We start from the raw sequence: 24,025 nt of genomic DNA on the forward strand, positions 1-24,025 counted from the left end.
CATGTGGCTGCAATCATTAAAAATCAAGCATTTCCGAAATTATCAGGAAGCTGATATTGATTTCCATCCTGGCTTAAATGTCTTTCTAGGCCAGAACGCACAAGGTAAAACCAATATTTTAGAAGCTGTTTATTTCCTAGCCCTAACAAGAAGCCACCGCACACGCTCAGATAAGGATCTGATTTATTTTATAGAAAATGATCTCCTTGTCTCTGGTCTCTTAGAAAAAAAGACTGGTAAAATTCCCCTTGACATTAACTTGACACCAAAAGGTCGCATCACAAAAGTCAACCACTTGAAACAAAGTAAATTATCAGACTACATTGGAACTATGAATGTTGTCCTGTTTGCTCCTGAAGATTTACAGTTGATTAAAGGTTCTCCCAGTCTACGCCGTAAATTTATAGACATTGAACTTGGACAAATCAAGCCTGTCTATCTGTCAGATTTATCAAATTATAATCATGTCCTTAAACAACGCAATGCCTATCTGAAAGCTAATGACAAAGTTGATGAAACCTTCTTGACTGTCCTTGATGAGCAGCTGGTTGACTATGGCTGTCGTGTCATAAGGCATCGGTTGGATTTTTTGCAAAAGTTAGAAAGCTTTGCTCAAGACAAGCACTGGGACATCTCTCAAAATTTGGAAAAATTGACTGTCAAGTATCTGTCATCTATTCCTTTACACCAAATTGACAATTTAGAAGAAACTTACCGCTCTTCCTTAATAAGCAGCCGTAAACGCGATCTATTCAAAAAAAATACAGGTGTTGGTCCCCATCGTGATGATATTGCTTTTTTTATCAACCAGATGGATGCCAACTTTGGTAGCCAAGGTCAGCATCGCAGTCTTGTTTTATCACTGAAACTAGCCGAAATCAAGTTAATAGAAAGCATTACAAAGGAAACACCTATTTTGTTGCTTGACGATGTAATGAGCGAACTTGACAATAACCGTCAACTAAAATTATTAGAAACTATCTCTCAGGATATTCAAACTTTCATTACTACAACAACTTTAGAACATTTAAAAAATCTTCCACAAGATATAAAAATTTTCACCATTCAGCAAGGACAAATTATATCTCAATCCTAGCATTACATGAGGTTTACGTTTTTGTAAATTTCATTTACAAAATATTGCTTATAGTGTGAACGAATTATATCGAATTGTTGTTAGAACAGCTTTTATAACCTCTTGAATTGTAAAGGTATGTCAATTTAAATCGTAAATTTAAAACGAGGTTAGGAAAAATTCCCGACCTCGTTTTATTTTTTATTGAACTGAATAGTTAGGGGCTTCATTTGTAATTTGTACATCATGAGGGTGGCTTTCCTTTAATCCGGCGCCACTCATCTCAATAAACTGAGCATTATCGTGAAGTTCTTGCAGATTTGCAGCACCAACATAGCCCATTCCAGAGCGGATACCACCGAGCATCTGGAAGACAATATCTGCAGCAGCTCCCTTGTACGCCACACGGCCTTCAATTCCTTCTGGAACTAACTTATTAGCTTCATTAACAGACCCTTGGAAGTAACGGTCACTAGAGCCCTTCTTCATAGCGGCGATGGATCCCATACCACGGTAAGTCTTAAATTTCCGACCTTGGAAGATTTCTGTCTCGCCTGGCGCTTCGTCTGTACCAGCAAACATTGAACCTAACATAACAGCATTTCCACCTGCAGCCAAAGCCTTGACAATATCTCCAGAATACTTAATTCCACCATCAGCAATGATGGTTTTTCCATATTCACGCGCCACAGCAGCTGCATCATAAATAGCAGTTACTTGGGGAACACCAACACCAGCAATGACACGGGTTGTACAGATAGAACCAGGACCAATTCCGACCTTAACAACATCCACGCCTGCTTCATAAAGAGCGCGTGCACCTTCAGCAGTTGCAATATTTCCAGCAATCAAGGTGCGTTCAGGGAAATGAGCACGAATCTCAGCAATCTTGCGTAAAACTCCAGCTGAGTGACCATGAGCAGTATCAATAACAATCGCATCTGCACCAGCTTCAAAGAGAGCTTCCGCACGTTCAAAAGTATCTGAAGTAACACCGACAGCACCAGCTACCAAGAGACGGCCAAACTCATCTTTAGCAGCATTTGGAAACTCAATAACCTTTTCAATATCTTTAATGGTAATCAAACCTGAAAGACATCCCTTATCGTCAACCAAAGGCAACTTTTCAATCCGGTGCTCCTGCAAAATGCGTTCTGCAGTTCCTAAATCTGTACCGACAGGCGCCGTTACAAGATTCTCACTGGTCATATGACGAGAAATAGGTTGGTCATAGTCAGAAATAAAACGCAAATCACGATTAGTTAGAATCCCTACTAACTTACGATTTTCAAGAGTTTCTACAACAGGAACACCACTGATACGGTAACGTCCCATCAACTCATCTGCTTCAGCAATCGTATGCTCTGGCGTTAGGAAAAAAGGATCAATAATTACGCCATTCTCAGAACGTTTAACCTTTCGAACTTCATCAGCCTGTTGCTCAATAGACATATTTTTGTGGATAACTCCAAGACCACCAGCACGGGCAATAGCGATAGCCATCTGACTCTCTGTAACAGTGTCCATGGCAGCAGTAATGATTGGGATATTCAAGGTCAAATTCTCAGCAAGCTTGGTACTTAGATCAGCATCATTGGGCAGTACATGGCTTTCAGCTGGAATCAGCAGCACATCATCAAAGGTAAAACCTTTTTTCAAAAATTTAGTGTCCCAGTTAGACATCCACAGTTTCCTCTTTTCCTTCTTATTTGAACTAATACCCAAAGAAAATTGAAGTTCAGTTTTCTTTGAATAAGAGCTGTTTTTTTGTTGTTAATATCATACCATTCTATAGGAAATTGTCAATCATTATTACACAAAAAATAAAAACCATCATTTTTTAAACTAAAAACGATAGTTTTTGTGATTCATAATCAATAATGTTCGTTATTTAAAATAATTAATCCCCATCGCAGACTTCACTTCCGAAAGAGTCTGAGCGGCAGTCTGACGTGCCTTATCGCATCCTTCTTGCAGCATTTGATAGACCTGTCCCATGTCTTTAGCAAACTCCACACGACGCTCACGAATCGGACCTAACTCTCGCTCTAAAATTTCTAACAGATAGCGTTTGGTTTTGACATCTCCCAGACCACCTCTTTGATAATGTTCTTTCATTTCAGCAATATCAGCAGCATCTTCTGGGCGACCAAAAACATCCAGATAGTGAAAGACCATATTTCCCTCAACTTTTCCAGGATCTTCCACTCTGATATGATTAGGATCTGTATACATGCTCATGACTTTCTTTTGCAGAATATCCATATCATCTGCCAAATAAATGCCGTTATTGAGAGACTTAGACATCTTAGCATTGCCATCCAATCCAGGCAAACGTCCAGCTGCTTCATTTTCAGGATAAATCCCTTCCGGTTCTACCAAAACATCTGTCTGATAAGCATGGTTAAAGGAACGGACAATCTCCCGGGTCTGCTCAATCATAGGTTTTTGATCATGTCCTACTGGTACAAAATTAGCTTTAAAAGCAGTAATATCCGCTGCTTGAGAAATTGGATAAACTAAAAATCCAGTCGGTAAACTTTCCCCAAATCCTTTTTGCGCAATTTCTGTCTTGACAGTAGGATTGCGTTCAAGACGAGCTAATGACACCAAATTCATATAATACATTGACAACTCTGCCAACTCAGGAATCTGACTTTGAATAAAAATAGTTACTTTTTCAGGATCCAATCCAGCCGCTAGATAATCTAAAGCTACATTACCAATAGACTCAACAATTGTCTGAGGGTCCTTTGCATGATCTGTCAAAGCTTGCTGATCAGCCAAAAATACGAACATATCATATTTACCCTGATCCTGCAAAAGCACACGATTCCGTAAACTTCCTACATAATGACCAATATGCAATTTTCCTGTCGGACGATCTCCTGTTAAAATAATTGGTTTAGTCATTTATTACTCCTCAATTTATAATGAGTTCATTATATCATTTTCAATGAAAATGAGAAAGAAGTTTCTAGAAAAAAGCAAAAAATCCAGTTTTTATAGCTTAATTGACATCCCTTTACAATATTTGTAAACTTAATTGACAAACTATTCTGGCTGTAAAACCTAAAAGTCTTAGTTCATTCTATTCTCCTTTTTTCTTTTGGCTTCGTTTTTTACTTTTTATCTCAGAATTATTTGAAAAAAGTTCTGTTTTCTAGTAAAATGAAGAAGATTATATATATAGGAGAAAGACATTGCTTACAGTATCAGATGTATCACTGCGTTTCAGTGACCGAAAATTGTTTGATGAGGTCAACATCAAATTTACAGAAGGAAATACTTATGGATTGATTGGAGCTAACGGCGCTGGAAAATCAACCTTTTTAAAAATTTTAGCTGGCGATATCGAGCCAACAACAGGCCACATTTCTCTAGGACCAAATGAACGTCTTTCAGTCCTTCGCCAGAACCACTTTGACTATGAAGAAGAACGGGCTATTGATGTTGTAATCATGGGAAATGAGCATCTCTACAACATCATGAAAGAAAAAGATGCTATTTATATGAAGCCTGATTTTTCTGATGAAGATGGTGTACGTGCGGCCGAGCTTGAGGGTGAGTTTGCTGAACTAGGTGGCTGGGAAGCTGAAAGTGAAGCCTCTCAATTATTGCAAAACCTCAATATTCCGGAAGATCTTCACTACCAAAATATGAGCGAACTTTCTAACGGAGACAAGGTTAAAGTGCTCTTAGCCAAAGCCCTTTTTGGTAAACCTGATGTTTTACTTCTGGACGAGCCAACTAACGGTTTGGATATTCAGTCTATTACTTGGCTGGAAGACTTTCTTATCGATTTTGACAATACAGTTATTGTTGTATCCCACGACCGTCACTTTTTAAATAAAGTCTGCACTCATATGGCCGACCTTGACTTTGGAAAAATCAAGCTCTATGTCGGAAACTATGATTTCTGGAAAGAATCAAGCGAACTAGCGGCTAAGCTTCTAGCTGACCGAAATGCCAAAGCAGAAGAAAAAATCAAGCAACTTCAAGAATTTGTTGCTCGCTTTTCTGCCAATGCTTCAAAATCAAAACAAGCAACTTCTCGTAAAAAGATGCTTGACAAGATTGAGTTAGAAGAAATTGTTCCATCTAGCCGTAAATACCCATTTATCAGCTTTAAAGCAGAACGTGAAATCGGTAATGATCTCTTGACAGTGGAAAACCTTTCTGTCAAGATAGATGGAGAAACTATTCTTGATAATATTAACTTCATTTTACGTCCTGGCGATAAAACAGCTTTGATTGGCCAAAACGATATCCAAACAACAGCTTTGATTCGTGCCTTGATGGGTGATATTGAGTATGAAGGAACTGTCAAGTGGGGTGTCACAACCAGTCAATCTTACCTACCAAAAGATAATTCTCGTGACTTTGCTAGTGGCGAATCAATCCTTGACTGGCTGCGTCAATTTGCTAGCAAAGAAGAGGATGACAACACCTTCCTTCGAGGATTCCTTGGGCGCATGCTTTTCTCTGGAGATGAGGTTAACAAGTCTGTCAATGTCTTGTCAGGAGGAGAAAAAGTTCGGGTCATGCTATCTAAGTTGATGTTGCTTAAATCCAACGTTTTAGTCTTAGACGATCCAACCAATCACTTAGATTTGGAATCAATCTCCAGCTTAAATGATGGATTGAAAAACTTCAAAGGATCCATTATTTTTGCTAGCCATGACCATGAATTTATTCAAACCTTGGCCAACCATATCATTGTCTTGTCTAAAAACGGTGTGATTGACCGCATTGACGAAACCTATGATGAATTCTTGGAAAATCAAGAAGTTCAGGCAAAAGTCAAAGAACTTTGGAAAGATTAATTCCTTGTCAATTTACGTTTACAAAGCTTTACAGAGGCATGAAACAACGTTTCTGCCTCTTTCTATATAAGAAATATGAATCACATTAAAGAATATTTTAAAAAAAATTGGCCTTATTTTTGTGCCTTCTTTCTTCCATTTTTCGTCATGTTCTTTGTCTACTTGATGTATGGAATTTACTGGAATAGCGAAACTTCTCCCTTGCTTGGTGATGGTTTTCATCAGTATGTCATTTTTGACACCAACCTAAGAAATATCCTTCATGGCACAGATAGTATTTTCTATACTTTCTCCAGTGGACTTGGGCAAAATTTTTATGCTTTATCCAGTTATTATTTAGGCAGCTTCTTATCTCCCTTGGTTTATTTCTTTGATTTGAAATCAATGCCAGATGCCGTCTATCTATTTACCTTAATCAAGTTTGGATTAATCGGACTCTCTACCTTTATCAGTATCAAAGGTATATTTAAAAAGATTCCAGCTTTACTCATCATCACTCTTTCGACCTCATTTTCTTTAATGAGTTTTTCAGTCAGTCAATTGGAAATTAAAACCTGGCTGGATGTGTTTATCCTTGCACCTTTAATTGTTCTAGGTTTACATAGGTTGATAACTGGAAAAGGCAGAGTACTATATTTTACAACACTGTCAATCCTCTTCATCCAAAATTATTATTTTGGATATATGATGGCAATCTTTTTGGTCTTTTGGTACCTTCTTCAATTATCTTGGGATTTCAAAAATAGAATTAAAAGTTTACTTGACTTTACAGTCGTATCTGCTTTAGCAGGTCTGACTAGCCTAATCATGATTCTGCCAACTTACCTAGACATAAGTACTCATGGTGAAACCTTAACAAAAGTTTCTTCCTTGTTGACAGAAAAAAGTTGGTTCTTAGATGTGTTTGCTAAAAATTTTATTGGCAGTTTTGATACAACCAAATATGGTTCTATCCCTATGATTTATGTCGGAACCTTCCCCTTGATTCTGGCTATCTTATTTTTCACCTTAAAATCTGTTAAGTTTCACGTGAAACTTTGCTACTTTTTACTCATTGCAATTTTTATAGCTAGTTTTTATCTTCAATATTTAGACTTGCTTTGGCAGGGAATGCATGCACCGAACATGTTTCTTCACCGTTATTCTTGGCTATTTTCTCTGGTAGTTATCTATATGGCTGCTGAGACTTTAAATCGTTGGAAAAATGTGAAATTGATGAATGTTGCCATTAGTTTCACTTTGCTCAGTCTCGGATTCATTATGACGTTTATTCAGAGAAAACATTATGACTTTTTGGGTCCTGAGAATTATATTCTAACATTAGAATTTCTGCTGGCTTATCTCTTGATTAGCTTTGTCTTAGCAAAATCTTCTATTCAACCAAAAATCATTCTCCCTGTCTTGCTATTCTTTGTTACTTTTGAATTGTCGCTTAATTCCTATTATCAAGTTGGAGGAATTGCTAAAGAATGGGTATTTGCCACTCGTTCATCTTACGCTAGTCATCTTGACGAGATTGACAAGCTTGTCAATTATTCCAAAAAGGAAAATATTGACTTTTTTAGAACTGAAAGATTGAATCCACAAACAGGAAATGACAGTATGAAATTCAACTACAATGGAATTTCCCAGTTCTCATCTGTCAGAAATACTCAGGCAAGTTCTACTTTAGATAAACTTGGTTTTAAATCAGCGGGAACAAATCTGAATCTCCGTTATCAAAACAATAGTATTTTGATGGACAGTATTTTTGGTGTTCGCTACAATCTATCTGAAACAGATCCTCAAAAATTTGGTTTTCTTCCTGAGAAAACTGAAAAAGAAATGTCTCTCTACCAAAATGATGCTGCACTTGGTTTAGCTTTTCTGACCAATGATATTTACCATGATGTAAAGTTTACAAATTTGACCCTAGATAATCAAACAGAATTTTTGAATCAATTGACTGGCTTTGATTTTAAATATTATGATAAAGTAGATGCTATAACTACTAATGAAAATGTCAAGCAAATTGGTAACAGAGTGACTGTGGATGTTGACAGAGAACAGAATACAAGCTTTGCTAGCGTAGTCTATACTGTCAATGTACCTACTAACAGTCAACTATATGTTAATGTTGCTGGGATTGATTTTAGTAATGATGATCAGACAGATGTTGACATTACTGTCAATAACTTTACAGAACGTTATACAACTAATAATGTATTTCCTTTCTTTAATGCTGGCTATTTCAGTCAAAGTCAAACAGTATCTATTCGCTTTACATTTCCAGACAATTCGACAGTTTCTTTTGATACGCCAGAATTTTTTGCCGTTAATACTGAGCAATATCAAAAGGTCATTCAAAAATTAAAAGAGCAGCCCGTTTCCACAACTACTGATTTAAACACAGTAAAAACAAACTATAGAGCGGAAAAGGATACTTCATTATTCTTTACCATTCCTTATGATAAGGGATGGTCAGCCACTCTGAACGGAAAGCCTATCACACTAAAACGAGCTCAAAATGGCTTTATGAAATTAGATGTGAAAAAAGGAGAAGGAAATGTCGTCCTCACTTTCATTCCTAATGGACTGAAAGAAGGTAGCATTGCCTTCATATCTGGTATAATCTTATTTGTTTACTATAATTTTCTACGTAGAAAACGACAGAGAATGTAAATATATCAAAAATAAGATCTTTACCAATATAAAAAATAAGGCTCTTCACTAAAATGCTAGTGAGGGCCTTTTCTTGAACAATAAAAAAACACCCACTAGGAGTGTCTCTAGCTCCGGCAGTAGGACTCGAACCTACGACATCATGATTAACAGTCATGCGCTACTACCAACTGAGCTATGCCGGATAATATAGTCCGTACGGGATTCGAACCCGTGTTACCGCCGTGAAAAGGCGGTGTCTTAACCCCTTGACCAACGGACCATATGGTATGCTCTCTTTCAGAACATATTCCATTATATCAGGTTTTTAAGCTTTGTCAACTCTTTTCCCTTTATTTTCGAAAATATCTTTCAGATATTTCACTCTTAAACGAGTGACTGGACAGCGATGATTTTCGTAAAAAATAATTTCTCGATTTTTCTTGTCATAATCAACAATGTTGCCAATATTAACCAGATAAGATTTATGTGGTGAAAAAAATCGTTTAGATTTCTGATCTTTTTCTTGAATATCTGTTATCGTTCCATAAAACTCCTTGAGAAAATTTTTACCGACAATCCGAAGTTTATGAGAGCTCCCTGTCGTTTCGATATACAAAATATCGTTATAAGGCATTCGAACATCATTGCCACGATAACTATATTCAAAATAATCTACCATATTGGTATTTTCAATTAGTGTACTCTTAGTGTAAAGAATACTGTCTTTGATTCTATTTTTAAAAGCATCATTGTTGATATCTTTATCGATAAAATCAAGTGCTGATACTTTATATTTAAAAGTCATAGTAGCAAATTCAGATTTTGAGGTTACAAAAACTATAATGGCATAAGGATTATGATGACGTATAAATTGAGCTACTTCCAGCCCTTTTGTTTCCTCCCCCTTAATGTCAATATCCAAAAAATAAAGCTGGTTAACGTCTCCATTTTCAATATATTTTTTGAATTCTTTGATTTTTCCTGTAACCTGAACCTGGATGTCAATTCCAAGTTCCTCAGCAATTTCTGCTAATGTCGTTTCCATCCTGACTTGATGAGATACAGTATCCTCTAAAACTAACACTTTCATAAATTCTATCTCCTAATTGTTAAAATCTGTGTAAAATTGCTTGGCTCAATTTGTGTATCAAGGGTGATAAATTCATACCTATCTAAAATTTCCTTGATGTTATTCAATCCGAAGCCTCTATTTTCTCCTTTAGTTGAAAACTCGGGCTGATAGAGTTCTTCCAAATCCAATTTTCCTTCTTTACGAGAATTTTGCACAACAAAAATGGTTCTATCATCCAGTTGAACCAGAGAAACATGGACAATTTTTTCCAGGCTGTCAATGGCACTCTCAATAGCATTATTTAATAAAATACTAGCAATTCTGACCAGATCTAACAATTTGATTGGAAGGCGTTCCACTTTATCCTTAACTTCAAAAGTCAGCTGAATCTGATGTTCACGCGCTTGAAAGATTGTCTCAGTCATGACACTCCTTAAAGCTGAATCTCCTACATTATTCAAATCAAAAACTGTATATTTATCTGAACGCAGGTTCAAATTTGCATCAGCCAAGACCTCTTGATAAATGTGCTCAATTTCCTTGATATCTCCAGTTTGAATAGCCACTTGCATACTTGTCAGCATGCTAGCATAATCATGACGAAAACCTTTGATTTCATAGTACAATCTCACAATTTCATCAGTATATTCCTGAAGTCGAAGCTGTTCAGATTCTTTTTGACGTAAACGCTCTTCTTTCTCGTATTTCTCACGGCTGTCCTTGAATGTCACTAAGGTAGAAAGAAAGGCCAAGAAGCAAATAGTAGCAATCATGCTGCTAAAACTGTTGAAATGCTTTATATTACTAATCCAGTGAGAGAGATTTAAAATCAGCCAATTCATTGCATATAAACTACTAATCATCAGAATCTGAGATTTAAAGAAACTTCTTTTAAGATAATCTATTCTGAAATCAAAAATATCAATAACCTTTACCATAAAGAACAAGGATATTAAGTTGATACATGTCAGAAACAAGCCCATGTACTGAGCTACAAAATCATCTCCTAAAACAGATGAAATAATAACTGAAAAGAAAGTAGTAGAACTATCAATTGACAGACATAAAAAGAAGGAAAGTAAGAAAGATTGATATTTTTTAATTTTTTCAACTCTACAAAAATACCAAASTATAAATAGAGGGAGAAAAAATGACAGTGCATATGATGGAAATGAGATTTCAAATGAAAACACATGCCCTAAWAAAGCAATTATAAACGGAATTATAATCTCAAGACCAAAGCAAACACCTACAAAAAAGTAAGTATGCTTAATTTTAGTGATTTTTGATAAAATCACTAAAAATGCAGCTACATTAATAAAAGGATGAACAATTAATCCWATTATTTCAAGTGACATAAATTTCTCCCCTAAACTTTAAAATTCTTATCTTCCAAAAATCCAATCCCATGGATTTGGAATACCTCTTATATCCCAAAAGGTTTGAACAAGTAAATTGCTATTTGCAGCAATTTGAAAAGAATAGATTTTCATAACTATCTCCTATCTTTTTATCTTGTAAGTCACCTTACATTTATCATTATAGAAAAATAGAAAGAGTTAGTGACAATTTTCCCTGAAATGTCATTTTTTATCCCCAAAATGACATTATACCAAAAAAATAGAAGAAAAAAACACGAAATATTGTAAAATACTTCGCATTTTTTTACCTTTCTGATCTCAGCAGGATTCGAACCTGCGACCGTTCGCTTAGAAGGCGAATGCTCTATCCAGCTGAGCTATGAGACCAATACTATCTCATTCTATCAGAAAATAGGGTTGCCGTCAAGATTACTTATGATAAGGACTCCCCTGCTGAATCATAAAAGCTCGATAGATTTGCTCTATTAAAACAAGGCGCATCAGTTGATGAGGTAGCGTTAATTTGCCAAAACTCATCAGAAGATTTGCCCGTTTTTTTACTGCAGGAGATAAACCTAAACTTCCGCCAATAACAAAAGTGATATCAGAAAAGCCATGCACTGTAGTATCCATCATGAGCTGACTAAACTTTTCTGACGGAAATTGCTTTCCTTCAATTGCCAAAGCAATAACAAATTCACGCTCATTGATTTTAGCCAGAATTTTATTTCCTTCTTTTTCAAGAATCTGCTGATTTTCTAAATCACTAGCTTTATCAGGTGTTTTTTCATCCGCTAGCTCAATCATTTCCACCTTGCAGAATCGATTGAGACGCTTCATGTATTCAGCAATTCCATCCTTTAAATATTTTTCTTTCAGTTTTCCAACTGTTACAAGTTTTATTTTCATAAGTTTATTCTATCATATTCATCTATACTTCACACTTTATTAACAAGTAAAATTTATCTGGGAATCGGCTAATCTGTGTATTTTCTAATGCCTATCAACAGTTTTTCTAAGTTTTCCACAAGGTGTGGAAAACTTAGAGGATTTAAGTTATAATTAAGTTTAGCTAACTATAATTTCATCAATTGTAATTCAAGGAGGAAAACATGAAAAACTCTTCAAATGCCATCAAAAAGGCTTTATTGCTTTTTGCAGTGTTAATTGTAGGTTTTATCGGTGGAAGTTTAGGAAATTATGTTACTACATTAGTAACTTCACGTGTAAAAATGAATGGAAATTCAACAACCAGTGTAACTACTTCATATAAAAACTCTACTGACATTTCAGAAGCTGTGAAAAAGGTTCAAAATGCCGTTGTTTCAGTAATTACTTATGCTGAATCTTCCAGCAGCGTTATCAATGATGAATCTTCCAACGATGAATCACAAATCTCCAGTGAAGGTTCTGGCGTAATTTATAAAAAAGACGGAAAATCAGCCTATCTGGTAACCAACACCCACGTTCTTAACGGATCAACCAATGTAGATATCTTGCTAGCTGATGGAAACAAGGTTCCAGGTGAAGTAGTTGGATCAGATGTTTATTCAGATATCTCTGTCGTTAAAATTAGCTCTGAAAAAGTAACTGATGTCGCTGAATTTGGAGATTCTAGTTCTCTGACAGTCGGTGAGACAGCTATCGCTATCGGAAGTCCTCTTGGAACAGAATATGCTAACTCTGTAACACAAGGAATTATTTCTAGTTTAGGCAGAAACGTTACGTTACAATCTGAAAATGGTGAAAATATTTCAACAACTGCACTGCAAACAGATGCTGCAATTAATCCTGGTAACTCTGGCGGCCCGTTGATTAACATTCAAGGACAAGTTATTGGAATTACTTCAAGTAAAATTTCAACAAATGGTCAAACTTCTGTTGAAGGGATGGGATTTGCCATTCCATCTAATGATGTCGTAAATATTATCAATCAACTTGAGAAAAATGGAACAGTCACACGTCCTGCTTTAGGAATTCAAATGATGGATTTATCTAATCTGACAACTTCTGATTTTTCTAAATTAAATCTTCCTTCTTCAGTGAAATCAGGTATTCTTGTTCGCTCTGTTCAGCAAGGAATGCCTGCTGATGGCAAGCTTCAAAAAAATGATGTCATTACAAAAGTAGATAACACAGATGTGGAATCCACTAGTGATTTACAATCTGCTCTCTACAAGCATAGCATTGGAGATGAGGTGGAGATTACTTATTATCGAGATGGTAAATCTCAAACAGTCAAAATCAAACTCACTAAATCAACAAAAGAGTTAAGCTCAAATTAATCTATTTACAAGATTGTCAACACACCTTTACACAATCGTAAAGGTGTGTTATTCTATATACAAATGGAAAACTTTCAATATATTGCACTTAAAGACATTCGAACCAATCCTTATCAGCCTCGTAAAGAGTTTTCACAAAAAAAGATTGAAGAATTAGCGGCATCAATCAAAGAAAATGGTCTCATTCAGCCAATCATTCTTCGGAAATCTTCACTTTTTGGTTATGAAATTTTAGCAGGAGAACGGAGATTTAGAGCTACCTCTTTTCTTGGCCTAGAAACGATCCCAGCTGTCGTCAAAGAATTATCTGATGATGAAATGCTGAAACAAGCCATTATCGAAAATCTTCAAAGAGAAGACTTGAATCCTATAGAAGAGGCTGAGTCTTATCAAAATTTGATTGACAAAGGCTTGACACATGATGAAATTGCTAAAATCATGGGAAAATCTAGACCCTATATTAGCAATATTGTCAGACTTTTACAATTATCCAAAGAAGTTCGTCAAGCTATAAAGGAAGAAGAGATTTCTCAAGGACATGCTCGCCTGCTGGTTCCCTTGAAAGAAGAGGAACAGTTACTATGGCTGGAAAAGATATGTAGAGAAGATTTATCGGTTCGAGCAGTCGAAAAGCTTCTTCAGCAAAAAAAGAGTCTCAAAAAGAAACCTAATAAAGAACTATTTGCTAAATCTGAAGAGGAAAAAATTAAAAAAATTCTCGGTCTGGAAGTTTCTATTCAGTTAAAAAACCAGAGTAAAGGAAAGCTGATTATTCCTTTTGAAAGCGAAGAAGAATATCAAAGAATTATAAACAGTTTTAAATAAAACTGTTATTTTCTTTTTTTAAAATAACAAAATTATCCACTGTTAAATTAATTAGGAAACTTATTAAAATACGAAATTTTAGCTTTATTCACATTCTGTGGATAACTTCAGCTAACAATGTGAATTCTTTTCCAGTTCTTGTGGAAAACTTTGAACCTTTATGATAAAATAAGATGCGTATGAATCAGAAAATTATAGAAAAGGAGGGAAGTTATGACCAAAGAACAGGACTTTTGGAATCGTATTTTAGAATTGGCTCATGCTCAGCTAAAACAGACAACTTATGATTTCTTTGTTGCTGAAGCCAAGCTTGTCAAAGTTGAAGAAAAGCAAGCTGTTATTTTCCTAGATAGTCCAGTAAAACAACTATTTTGGGAGCAAAACTTAGTAGGAGTTATTCTTACTGCAGGATTTGAGATTTTTAATGATCAGATTGCTGGAAAATATATTTTTGAAGAAGAAACTAACACTGAAACTCCGAAATCTGCAGTAACCAGTCCTCAAATCAGCACTGTTCAGCCAAGCTTGCCACCTATTGATACTGGCTTAAAGTCAAAATATACCTTTGATAATTTTGTTCAGGGAGACGGAAATATCTGGGCTAAAGCTGCTGCCTTAGCGGTATCTGAGAATCTAGCCACAACCTATAATCCTCTTTTTATCTACGGAGGACCTGGCCTGGGCAAAACTCATTTATTAAATGCTATTGGCAATCAAATTTTAGAAAATATTCCAGATGCGCGTGTCAAGTATATACCGGCTGAAACCTTTATTAACGACTTCCTTGAACATTTAAGATTGGGAGAGATGGATAGCTTTAAAAAAATCTATCGTAGTCTGGATCTTCTGCTAATTGATGATATTCAATCTTTGGGAGGAAAAAAGGTTTCAACTCAGGAAGAATTTTTCAACACTTTCAATGCTCTTCATGGTGAAAATAAACAGATTGTTTTAACCAGCGACCGCAGTCCTGATCATCTGGACAATTTGGAAGAACGCTTGGTAACACGTTTCAAATGGGGATTAACTCAAAATATTACACCGCCAGATTTTGAAACACGAATTGCAATTCTGCGAAACAAAATAGAAGATTTGGATTATATTTTCCCGAATGATACCTTGGAATACCTTGCAGGACAGTTCGACTCTAATGTCCGCGACTTGGAAGGTGCTTTGAATGACATCAGTCTCATCGCTAGAGTTCGTCATCTAAAGGAAATTACTATTGATATCGCTGCGGAAGCCATTCGAGCACGCAAACAGGATTCAAGCCAGGTAACAGTTATCCCGATTGATAAGATTCAGTCTGAAGTTGGGAAATTCTATGGTGTTAGTGTCAAAGAGATGAAAGGCAGCCGTCGAGTGCAAAATATCGTTTTAGCTAGACAGGTAGCTATGTATCTGACTCGTGAGCTGACTGACAACAGTCTGCCTAAAATTGGTCGTGAATTTGGCGGGAAAGATCATACGACTGTTATCCATGCACACGGAAAAATCAAAACCATGATTGAATCAGACGACAATTTACGTTTAGAAATTGAAAGCATCAAGAATAAAATTAAATAGCGTGTGGAAAACTACAGAATTTTTTCAAGACTTATCCACACTTTGTGAACAAGTCTCAAAACTTGTTAGAATAAGGACGAAGCTATTTTTCCACATAATTCACACAAACTACTATTACTATTAATCTTATAATCATAAATAAATAAATAAAAAGGAGATCCCATGATTCATTTTTCTATTAATAAAAATCTCTTCTTACAAGCGTTAAATACCACTAAAAGGGCTATCAGCCATAAAAATGCAATTCCTATTCTTTCTACTGTAAAAATCGATGTTACCAAAGAAGGAATCACCTTAATCGGCTCGAATGGTCAAGTGTCGATTGAAAACTTTATTTCTACTCAAAATGAAAATGCAGGCTTGCTTGTCAACTCAACAGGCTCAATTTTATTAGAAGCGACTTTCTTTATTAATGTTGTTTCCAGCTTGCCAGATATTATTTTGGATTTTAAAGAAATTGAACAAAAACAAATCGTCTTGACTAGCGGCAAATCAGAGATTACTCTGAAAGGAAAAGACGCTGACCAGTATCCACGAATCCAGGAAATTTCTGTCAGCAATCCCTTGGTTCTTGAAACAAAAATTCTCAAAGATGTCATTAACGAAACAGCCTTTGCAGCCAGTGTTCAGGAAAGCCGTCCAATTTTGACTGGTGTTCACTTTGTTTTGACAGATAACCGTTATTTGAAAACAGTTGCGACAGACTCCCACAGAATGAGTCAAAAGAAAATTACTCTAGAGAAAAACGGAGATAATTTTGACGTAGTCATTCCAAGTCGCTCTTTACGTGAATTTACGGCTGTTTTTACCGATGAAATTGAAACGGTAGAGGTTTTCTTTGCTAACAATCAAATTCTTTTCAGAAGCGAAAATATCAGTTTCTACACCCGCCTCTTGGAAGGAAATTATCCAGATACAGATCGTTTGATTCCGACTGAATTTACGAGTATCCTTACTTTTAATACTTCTGATTTGCGTGCAGCTATGGAACGCGCTCGTCTCTTATCTAATGCCACACAGAATGGAACAGTTAAACTGGAGATTACAGGCGGTATTGTCAGTGCCCATGTAAATTCACCAGAGGTCGGACGTGTTAACGAAGAAATTGATACAGAAAGTGTAACTGGCGAAGATTTGACCATTAGCTTTAATCCAACTTATCTGATCGATGCTTTGAAGGCCATTGACAGTGAAAAAGTAACGATTAGTTTTATCTCATCCGTTCGTCCTTTCACCTTGGTACCGAGTGAAGACACAGAAAACTTTATTCAGCTAATTACACCTGTTAGAACTAATTAAGATGAAAAGCAGTGGACCAAGTTAAAGATTTTTAATTCTTGGTCCTAATCGTTTTTTATTCACAGAGTATGATAGATACTTAAGTTTTCTTCCTGGACAATGATAGTTCTTTGAAAGGAGAAAGAAAATGTATGAAATTGGTCATTTTGTAGAAATGAAAAAGCCACATGCCTGCACCATTAAAGCGACTGGGAAAAAGGCGAATCGCTGGGAAATCACAAGGGTTGGTGCAGATATCAAAATCCGTTGCACTAATTGTGAACATCTTGTGATGATGAGTCGTCACGATTTTGAAAGAAAAATGAAGAAAATAATTGATTGAACTAAAAATCATCGTAAATGCTATTGTGGAAAACTAATTTGCATTGCTGAAGATCAGATTTAGATTTAATTTTTCAAGCAAAAATGGATGGGACTTTTTAAGTCCTATCCATTTTGCTTTTATTTAAGTTCTTCAAATTTACCGTCTTTAACTTCTTTATAACCTGCTTTTTCGAGTAATTTAGCAGTTTCTTTGTAACTGATATAATCTGCTTTTTGATTACCAGATGTTTGAAGAAGCTGTTTACTTTGTAGTTCTTCAATATCAGCTTTACTGAAATCGATTGTCAGTTTTTCAGTTAAATAATCATCTTTGTACTCAATTTTATGAGTTAATCCTTTGATACCCTCAATAGATTTAGCATAGGCTTCTGTCTGCTCTTTAGCAGTGTCTTTTGTCAAGCCAACTGGTTTATAGTAGAAGGTGTTGTTTGTTTCGTTTATAAGAAGCTCATCACCTTTATATTCAACAGTGATGCGACTATCTTGCTTAGTATTTTGGTCAATCAGCTGGAAATAAGCTTTTTTAGGACTGCTGCAGGCAGCTAAAACAAACAAAGCGGAAACCGTAAGGAAGGAAAGAAAAAGTGTTTTGAAAGTATTCTTTTTCATTAGAGACTCCTTTAATAAGAATATTAGCTATATTATACCATTTTTTTCTTCAATTTATTTTACATTTTTGTAAAGAAAGCTAGAAAAAATAACTTAAATCCGCTGTTTAGGATAAGGATTTATGGTATAATGGTTTGGATTGAAAAGATGAATGGAGAAGATAAGAATGGCTTTGACAGCAGGAATCGTTGGTTTACCCAATGTTGGTAAGTCAACTTTATTTAATGCAATTACAAAAGCAGGTGCAGAAGCAGCTAATTACCCTTTTGCGACAATTGATCCAAATGTCGGGCGGGTAGAAGTTCCGGATGCTCGTCTGGATAAATTAACAGAACTCATCAAACCACAGAAGAAAGTCCCAACAACCTTCGAATTTACTGATATTGCTGGAATTGTGAAAGGTGCTTCAAAAGGAGAAGGACTAGGGAATAAATTCTTAGCCAATATCCGCGAAGTAGATGCTATCGTCCATGTAGTACGTGCCTTTGATGATGAAAACGTCATGCGGGAACAGGGCCGTGAGTCTGAATTTGTAGATCCAATGGCTGATATTGAGACCATTAATCTAGAATTGATTTTAGCAGACCTAGAAAGTATTAACAAACGTTATGCGCGTGTAGAGAAGATGGCTCGGACCCAAAAAGATAAGGATTCAGTGGCAGAATTTAATGTTTTACAGAAAATTAAGCCTGTCCTGGAAGATGGTCTATCAGCTCGTACAATTGAATTCACAGAAGAAGAGCAAAAAATTGTCAAAGGGCTCTTTCTCTTAACGACTAAGCCAGTTCTCTATGTGGCCAATGTCAGTGAAGATGAGGTAGCTGATCCAGATAATATTGACTATGTGAAGCAGATTCGTGAATTTGCAGCTACAGAAAATGCTGAAGTTGTTGTCATTTCAGCGCGTGCAGAGGAAGAGATTTCTGAATTGGATGATGAAGATAAGTCAGAATTTCTGGAAGCTATCGGCTTGACAGAATCAGGTGTGGATAAACTGACCAGAGCAGCTTATCATCTGTTGGGACTTGGAACCTACTTTACAGCTGGTGAAAAGGAAGTGCGTGCTTGGACCTTTAAGCGTGGAATGAAAGCTCCGCAAGCGGCTGGTATTATTCACTCAGACTTTGAAAAAGGCTTTATTCGAGCAGTGACTATGTCTTATGATGACTTAGTGCACTATGGCAGTGAAAAAGCAGTTAAAGAAGCTGGACGTTTGCGCGAAGAAGGAAAAGAATATATCGTTCAGGATGGCGATATCATGGAATTTAGATTTAATGTGTAAAGTATTTGTAAAGTTTAAAAATTCTAGGTTGGAAAATTTTTTCCAGCCCTTTTGGCTTTTATAAAGGAGAAAAATGGTAAAGTTAATAGTCGGTCTGGGAAATCCAGGAGAAAAATATATTGAAACTAAACATAATGTTGGTTTTATGTTAGTTGACAAGATTTGTAAAGATCTTGATTTAAAGTTTACAACTGATAAAATCTTTCAAGCAGATATTGCTTCTACTTTTCTGAATGGTGAAAAAGTCTATTTTGTAAAACCAACTACATTTATGAATGAGAGCGGAAAGGCCGTTCAAGCTTTACTAGCATACTATGGTTTAGATATAGAGGATTTATTGGTCATCTATGATGATTTGGATATGGAAGTTGGTAAAATTCGTTTGCGCAGCAAGGGTTCAGCTGGCGGCCATAACGGTATTAAATCTATTATCAAACACATTGGAAGTCAAGAATTTAAACGGATAAAGATAGGTATTGGCCGTCCAAAAGAAGGCATGACAGTGGTCCACCATGTTCTAGGAAAATTTGATAAAGATGATTATATAACAATTCTGAATACTCTTGATAAGGTTGACAATGCTGTAAAGTATTATTTACAGTCAGGCAATTTTGAACAAGCAATGCAGAAGTATAATGGATAATAAAATGAACTTGATTGATTTATTTTGTCAAAACCAGCAAATTTCAGATTGGAAGAAAAATCTCCATAAAAACAGCAGACAGTTGATAATGGGATTGTCTGCATCAACAAAAGCAATTACTATAGCAGCTGGATTAGAAGAATCAGAGAAAATCCTTGTGCTGACTTCTAGTCAAAATGAAGCAGATCGTTTGGCTAGTGATTTGATTTCTTTGTTGGGAGAAGACAAGGTCTATACTTTCTTAGCAGATGATACTCCTATAGCAGAATTTGTTTTTGCTTCACAGGAAAAAATATTTTCGAGATTAGATGCTCTAAACTTTTTAATAGACCATCAAAAGTCTGGAATTCTAGTTACTAATGTCGCAGCCAGCAAATTACTCTTGCCTGATTCTATTGATTTTAAAAATACCAATATAAATTTGACAGTTGGACAAGAATATGACCTAAATAATCTTGTAAAGATGTTGTCAAGATCAGGATACAAGAAGGTGTCTCAAGTTTTAAGTCAGGGAGAATATAGTCTAAGAGGAGACATCTTAGACATTTTTGAGCGCTCAGCAGAGTTTCCCTATCGACTGGAGTTTTTTGGCGATGAAATTGATGGTATTCGGATTTTCAATCCAGAAAATCAAACGTCAATTGAGAACATAGAAAGTATTTTGATTAAACCTGCTTCTGATATCCTGCTTTCTGAGAAAGATTATACTCGAGGACAAGAAAATCTGGAAGCAATTATAGAAAAAGCTGTTGATCCTACTTTGAAATCTTACTTAGAAGAGATACTAATCAGTGCCAAAGAGGAGTTCCATCATGCAGATATTCGTAAATTCCTTTCTTATTTTTATCAGAAAGAATGGACTATTTTAGACTACTTGCCTGTTCATAGTCCTGTGTTTTTTGATGATTTTCAAAAAATTGTGGATCGACATGCTCAATTTGAACTGGAAACAGCTAGTTTATTGACAGATAATTTACAAAATTGTAAAGCTTTATCAAGTCAGAAATATTTTGCAGATAAGTACCAAGATTATCGTCAATATAAACCAGCAACCTTCTTTTCAAGCTTTCAAAAAGGTTTGGGAAATCTGAAATTTGATGCTTTGTATCAATTCAATCAGTACCCAATGCAAGAATTTTTCAGTCAGTTTTCCTTGCTCGAGGAAGAGATTAATCGTTATAAAAAATCTGGCTATACAATAATTTTACAAGCAAATTCTTCGGCAGGTTTACAAAGTTTACATAAAAATTTACAGGAATATGATATTCATTTAGACTATATAAGAGAGGCTGAGATTCAAAAAAATGCAGTTCAGCTTATTGAAGGAAATCTTGTTCAGGGTTTTAATTTCGTAGATGAGAAAATTATTCTTATTACAGAGTACGAAATTATTCACAAGAAAATAAAACGAAAAATCCGGCGTCAGAATATCTCAAATGCTGAACGACTGAAAGATTATAATGAGCTAGAAAAAGGGGATTATGTTGTCCATAATATTCATGGGATAGGACGTTATCTGGGAATAGAAACGATTGAAATCTCTGGTGTCCACCGTGATTATCTGACGATTCAATATCAAAATTCTGATCGTATTTCGATTCCAGTTGACCAGATTGATCTCCTATCAAAGTATGTTGCCAGCGATGGAAAAACACCTAAGGTAAATAAGCTAAATGACGGTCGTTTCCAGAAGAGTAAGCAAAAAGTTCAGCATCAGGTTCAGGATATTGCAGATGATTTGATTAAACTATATGCTGAACGCAGCCAGCTAAAAGGTTTTGCTTTCTCAGCGGATGATTCTAATCAAGAGGAATTTGATAATGATTTTCCTTATGTTGAAACAGAGGACCAGCTAAGAAGTATTCAGGAAGTAAAGAAGGATATGGAAAGCAGTCGTCCAATGGACCGGCTCTTAGTTGGTGATGTAGGCTTTGGAAAAACAGAAGTAGCCATGCGGGCTGCTTTTAAGGCTGTCAACGATCATAAACAGGTGGCTGTATTAGTACCAACAACGGTTTTAGCCCAGCAGCACTATACTAACTTTAAAGAACGCTTTAATGATTTTGCGGTCAATGTTGAGGTACTCAGCCGTTTCAGGAGTAAGGCAGAACAAAAACAGACTCTGGAGAAGCTGCAGAAGGGACAAGTTGATATTATCATTGGAACCCATCGACTCTTATCCAAAGATGTAGAATTTGCGGATTTAGGTTTGATCATCATTGATGAGGAGCAGCGTTTTGGAGTTAAGCATAAGGAAACATTAAAGGAATTGAAAAAGAAAGTTGATGTCCTAACCTTGACAGCAACTCCTATTCCTCGAACTCTTCATATGTCTATGCTGGGGATTCGCGATTTGTCAGTCATTGAGACCCCGCCAACCAATCGCTATCCTGTTCAGACTTATGTTTTAGAAAGCAATCCTACAGTGGTTCGAGAGGCTGTCTTACGTGAAATAGACCGAGGTGGACAGGTTTACTACCTTTACAACAAGGTTGACACAATTGAACAGAAAGTTTCGGAATTAAGAGAGTTAATCCCAGAAGTTTCTATAGGCTATGTTCATGGTCAAATGAGTGAGATTCGTTTAGAAAATACTTTACTGGATTTCATCAATGGAGAATACGATATTTTGGTGACCACAACCATTATTGAAACTGGAGTTGATATCCCAAATGCCAATACTTTGTTTGTAGAAAATGCTGACCATATGGGGCTGTCAACCTTGTATCAACTTCGTGGACGGGTTGGCCGCAGTAATCGGATTGCCTACGCTTATCTGATGTACAGACCAGATAAGATCCTAACAGAAGTTTCTGAAAAGCGTCTAGAGGCTATTAAGGGATTTACAGAGTTAGGTTCTGGATTTAAGATTGCCATGCGAGATTTGTCTATTCGAGGGGCTGGCAATATCCTAGGAAGTATGCAATCTGGCTTTATTGATTCTGTTGGTTTTGAAATGTACTCACAGCTTCTAGAAGAAGCTATTGCTAAAAAGCAGGGTAGAGAGAATAAGCGTCAAAAAAGCAATGCAGAACTTAATCTGCAGATTGATGCCTATCTACCTAGTGACTATATTTCTGACGAAAGACAGAAGATTGAAATTTACAAGAGAATTCGTGAGATTGACAGTCGTGTAAACTATGAAAATCTACAAGATGAATTGATTGACCGCTTTGGAGAATACCCTGATGTTGTAGCCTATCTGTTGGAGATTGGACTTGCTAAGTCTTATTTAGATCAGGCTTTTGTAAAGTCAGTGGAACGCCAGCAGAATGCAGTAATGATTCATTTTGAGAAAATTTCGCAGCAGCTTTATCTGACGCAGGACTATTTTGAAGCACTTTCGATGACGAATTTAAAGGCTCGAATTGGTGAAAAAAATGGCTTGATTGAAGTGATTTTTGATGTGAGGAACAAAAAAGATTATGAGATTTTAGAAGGTCTAGTTAATTTTGGAGAAAAGATGCTGGAAATTAAACAGCGCAAGGCAGAATAAAGGTTACAATTCAGTGAAGTTTGGCTTTTTAAGCTCTATTTTTCTCAAAAAATGGTAGAATAATAAATTAAGAGAAAATGAGGTAATAGGATGAGATTAGATAAATATTTGAAAGTGTCACGGATTATCAAGCGACGTCCAGTGGCTAAAGAAGTAGCTGACAAGGGTCGGATAAAAGTGAACGGTATCTTGGCCAAGAGCTCAACAGATTTGAAAGTGGATGACTTGATTGAAGTACGCTTTGGTAATAAACTCTTGACTGTAAAGATTTTGGAGATGAAAGACAGTACCAAAAAAGAAGATGCAGCTAAAATGTACGAAATCGTCAGTGAAACAAGGATAGAAGAAGATGCCTAAAAATATCGTCCAACTCAATAATCGTTTTATTCAAGATGAAAATCAACGCCGCAGATATGTGGATCAGGAACGGCGAAAACGCAACCGTTTTATGGGCTGGGTTCTGATTTTGGTGATTCTATTATTTATTCTACCTACCTATAATTTGTACCAGAGTTATCAAACCTTGCTGCAGCGTCGTGAACAGTATTCTAAACTGCAGGAGAAATATCAGACGCTCAGCGAAGAAAAGGTCTATCAATCAGATATAGCAACAAAGTTAAAAGATGATAGCTATGCTGCTAAGTATGCACGCGCTAAATACTCTTTTTCAAAAGAGGGTGAGTACATTTATACTATCCCAGATTTATTACCACAGTAGT

At 36.0% G+C, this 24,025-nt stretch carries 20 protein-coding genes and 3 tRNA genes; 13 read left to right on the forward strand and 10 right to left on the reverse strand.

Annotation, left to right across the window (positions count from 1 at the left end; all coding sequences use genetic code 11):
- Nucleotide 1 precedes the first annotated feature (1 nt).
- Nucleotides 2-1,096, forward strand: a complete 1,095-nt coding sequence (gene recF, locus K1I80_RS10745; RefSeq protein WP_223313930.1) for a DNA replication/repair protein RecF — start codon at nt 2-4, stop codon at nt 1,094-1,096.
- A 180-nt stretch (nt 1,097-1,276) separates the two neighbouring features.
- On the opposite strand, the gene guaB is transcribed toward recF, so the two are convergent.
- Both guaB and trpS read right to left on the reverse strand, forming a co-directional pair.
- On the reverse strand, nt 1,277-2,758 hold the full coding sequence (gene guaB, locus K1I80_RS10750; RefSeq protein WP_111676888.1) for an IMP dehydrogenase: 1,482 nt from the start codon (nt 2,756-2,758) through the stop codon (nt 1,277-1,279).
- Nucleotides 2,759-2,962: 204 nt separating this feature from the next.
- A complete protein-coding gene (gene trpS, locus K1I80_RS10755; RefSeq protein ID WP_223313931.1) occupies nt 2,963-3,988 on the reverse strand; it encodes a tryptophan--tRNA ligase in 1,026 nt (341 codons plus the stop codon).
- A gap of 290 nt (nt 3,989-4,278) precedes the next feature.
- On the opposite strand from trpS, the gene K1I80_RS10760 reads away from it, so the two are divergent.
- Together K1I80_RS10760 and K1I80_RS10765 are read left to right on the forward strand one after the other, a co-directional pair.
- Nucleotides 4,279-5,901, forward strand: coding sequence for an ATP-binding cassette domain-containing protein (locus K1I80_RS10760; RefSeq protein ID WP_002899531.1), 1,623 nt, complete (start codon nt 4,279-4,281; stop codon nt 5,899-5,901).
- A gap of 75 nt (nt 5,902-5,976) precedes the next feature.
- On the forward strand, nt 5,977-8,562 hold the full coding sequence (locus tag K1I80_RS10765) for a YfhO family protein (RefSeq protein ID WP_223313932.1): 2,586 nt from the start codon (nt 5,977-5,979) through the stop codon (nt 8,560-8,562).
- 111 nt (nt 8,563-8,673) lie between these two features.
- Here the strand turns inward: K1I80_RS10765 and K1I80_RS10770 are convergent.
- The 7 genes from K1I80_RS10770 to rlmH form a co-directional block, all read right to left on the reverse strand.
- Nucleotides 8,674-8,747: transfer RNA gene (locus K1I80_RS10770), tRNA-Asn, on the reverse strand.
- A gap of 5 nt (nt 8,748-8,752) precedes the next feature.
- Nucleotides 8,753-8,824 (reverse strand) — tRNA-Glu (locus K1I80_RS10775).
- 45 nt (nt 8,825-8,869) lie between these two features.
- Entirely contained in the window at nt 8,870-9,634 is a 765-nt protein-coding gene (comE, locus tag K1I80_RS10780; protein WP_002905684.1) for a competence system response regulator transcription factor ComE, read from the reverse strand.
- A 5-nt stretch (nt 9,635-9,639) separates the two neighbouring features.
- Complete coding sequence (gene comD / locus K1I80_RS10785) at nt 9,640-10,974, reverse strand: competence system sensor histidine kinase ComD (RefSeq protein ID WP_223339043.1); 1,335 nt, start codon at nt 10,972-10,974, stop codon at nt 9,640-9,642.
- 27 nt (nt 10,975-11,001) lie between these two features.
- Nucleotides 11,002-11,109: a competence protein gene (locus K1I80_RS10790; protein ID WP_223313934.1), complete on the reverse strand. Its 108-nt coding sequence runs from the start codon at nt 11,107-11,109 to the stop codon at nt 11,002-11,004.
- Nucleotides 11,110-11,290: 181 nt separating this feature from the next.
- Nucleotides 11,291-11,364, reverse strand: a tRNA-Arg gene (locus tag K1I80_RS10795).
- Between the two features lie 42 nt (nt 11,365-11,406).
- Nucleotides 11,407-11,886, reverse strand: a complete 480-nt coding sequence (gene rlmH / locus K1I80_RS10800) for a 23S rRNA (pseudouridine(1915)-N(3))-methyltransferase RlmH (RefSeq protein WP_002920030.1) — start codon at nt 11,884-11,886, stop codon at nt 11,407-11,409.
- A 203-nt stretch (nt 11,887-12,089) separates the two neighbouring features.
- On the opposite strand from rlmH, the gene K1I80_RS10805 reads away from it, so the two are divergent.
- The 5 genes from K1I80_RS10805 (at nt 12,090) to K1I80_RS10825 (ending at nt 17,274) form a co-directional block, all read left to right on the forward strand.
- Entirely contained in the window at nt 12,090-13,262 is a 1,173-nt protein-coding gene (locus K1I80_RS10805) for a S1C family serine protease (protein ID WP_223313935.1), read from the forward strand.
- Nucleotides 13,263-13,325: 63 nt separating this feature from the next.
- The gene (locus tag K1I80_RS10810; protein WP_223313936.1) at nt 13,326-14,087 is read left to right on the forward strand and encodes a ParB/RepB/Spo0J family partition protein; all 762 of its coding nucleotides are present in this window, start codon (nt 13,326-13,328) and stop codon (nt 14,085-14,087) included.
- Between the two features lie 213 nt (nt 14,088-14,300).
- Nucleotides 14,301-15,653 carry a chromosomal replication initiator protein DnaA gene (gene dnaA, locus K1I80_RS10815; RefSeq protein WP_009659520.1) on the forward strand — a complete coding sequence of 451 codons (1,353 nt, stop codon included), beginning with the start codon at nt 14,301-14,303 and terminating at the stop codon, nt 15,651-15,653.
- Nucleotides 15,654-15,815: 162 nt separating this feature from the next.
- Nucleotides 15,816-16,952 carry a DNA polymerase III subunit beta gene (gene dnaN / locus K1I80_RS10820; RefSeq protein ID WP_223313937.1) on the forward strand — a complete coding sequence of 379 codons (1,137 nt, stop codon included), beginning with the start codon at nt 15,816-15,818 and terminating at the stop codon, nt 16,950-16,952.
- 127 nt (nt 16,953-17,079) lie between these two features.
- Nucleotides 17,080-17,274 carry a DUF951 domain-containing protein gene (locus K1I80_RS10825; RefSeq protein ID WP_002894296.1) on the forward strand — a complete coding sequence of 65 codons (195 nt, stop codon included), beginning with the start codon at nt 17,080-17,082 and terminating at the stop codon, nt 17,272-17,274.
- Between the two features lie 119 nt (nt 17,275-17,393).
- Here the strand turns inward: K1I80_RS10825 and K1I80_RS10830 are convergent, their stop codons facing one another.
- A complete protein-coding gene (locus K1I80_RS10830; RefSeq protein ID WP_002916268.1) occupies nt 17,394-17,885 on the reverse strand; it encodes a DUF1307 domain-containing protein in 492 nt (163 codons plus the stop codon).
- 166 nt (nt 17,886-18,051) lie between these two features.
- Here K1I80_RS10830 and ychF point away from each other — a divergent pair, with 166 nt between their 5' ends.
- The 5 genes from ychF (at nt 18,052) to K1I80_RS10855 (ending at nt 24,024) form a co-directional block, all read left to right on the forward strand.
- A complete protein-coding gene (gene ychF, locus K1I80_RS10835) occupies nt 18,052-19,167 on the forward strand; it encodes a redox-regulated ATPase YchF (RefSeq protein ID WP_032907115.1) in 1,116 nt (371 codons plus the stop codon).
- A 73-nt stretch (nt 19,168-19,240) separates the two neighbouring features.
- Entirely contained in the window at nt 19,241-19,810 is a 570-nt protein-coding gene (pth, locus tag K1I80_RS10840; protein ID WP_223313938.1) for an aminoacyl-tRNA hydrolase, read from the forward strand.
- Nucleotides 19,803-23,306 carry a transcription-repair coupling factor gene (mfd, locus tag K1I80_RS10845; protein ID WP_223312498.1) on the forward strand — a complete coding sequence of 1,168 codons (3,504 nt, stop codon included), beginning with the start codon at nt 19,803-19,805 and terminating at the stop codon, nt 23,304-23,306. Before pth ends, mfd begins: the two co-directional genes overlap by 8 nt.
- A gap of 90 nt (nt 23,307-23,396) precedes the next feature.
- Nucleotides 23,397-23,663 carry an RNA-binding S4 domain-containing protein gene (locus K1I80_RS10850; RefSeq protein WP_223312499.1) on the forward strand — a complete coding sequence of 89 codons (267 nt, stop codon included), beginning with the start codon at nt 23,397-23,399 and terminating at the stop codon, nt 23,661-23,663.
- Nucleotides 23,656-24,024, forward strand: coding sequence for a septum formation initiator family protein (locus K1I80_RS10855; RefSeq protein WP_002899511.1), 369 nt, complete (start codon nt 23,656-23,658; stop codon nt 24,022-24,024). Before K1I80_RS10850 ends, K1I80_RS10855 begins: the two co-directional genes overlap by 8 nt.
- Nucleotide 24,025 lies beyond the last annotated feature (1 nt).

It is taken from the genome of Streptococcus sanguinis, from assembly GCF_019929225.1.
Taxonomy (GTDB): domain Bacteria; phylum Bacillota; class Bacilli; order Lactobacillales; family Streptococcaceae; genus Streptococcus; species Streptococcus sanguinis_J.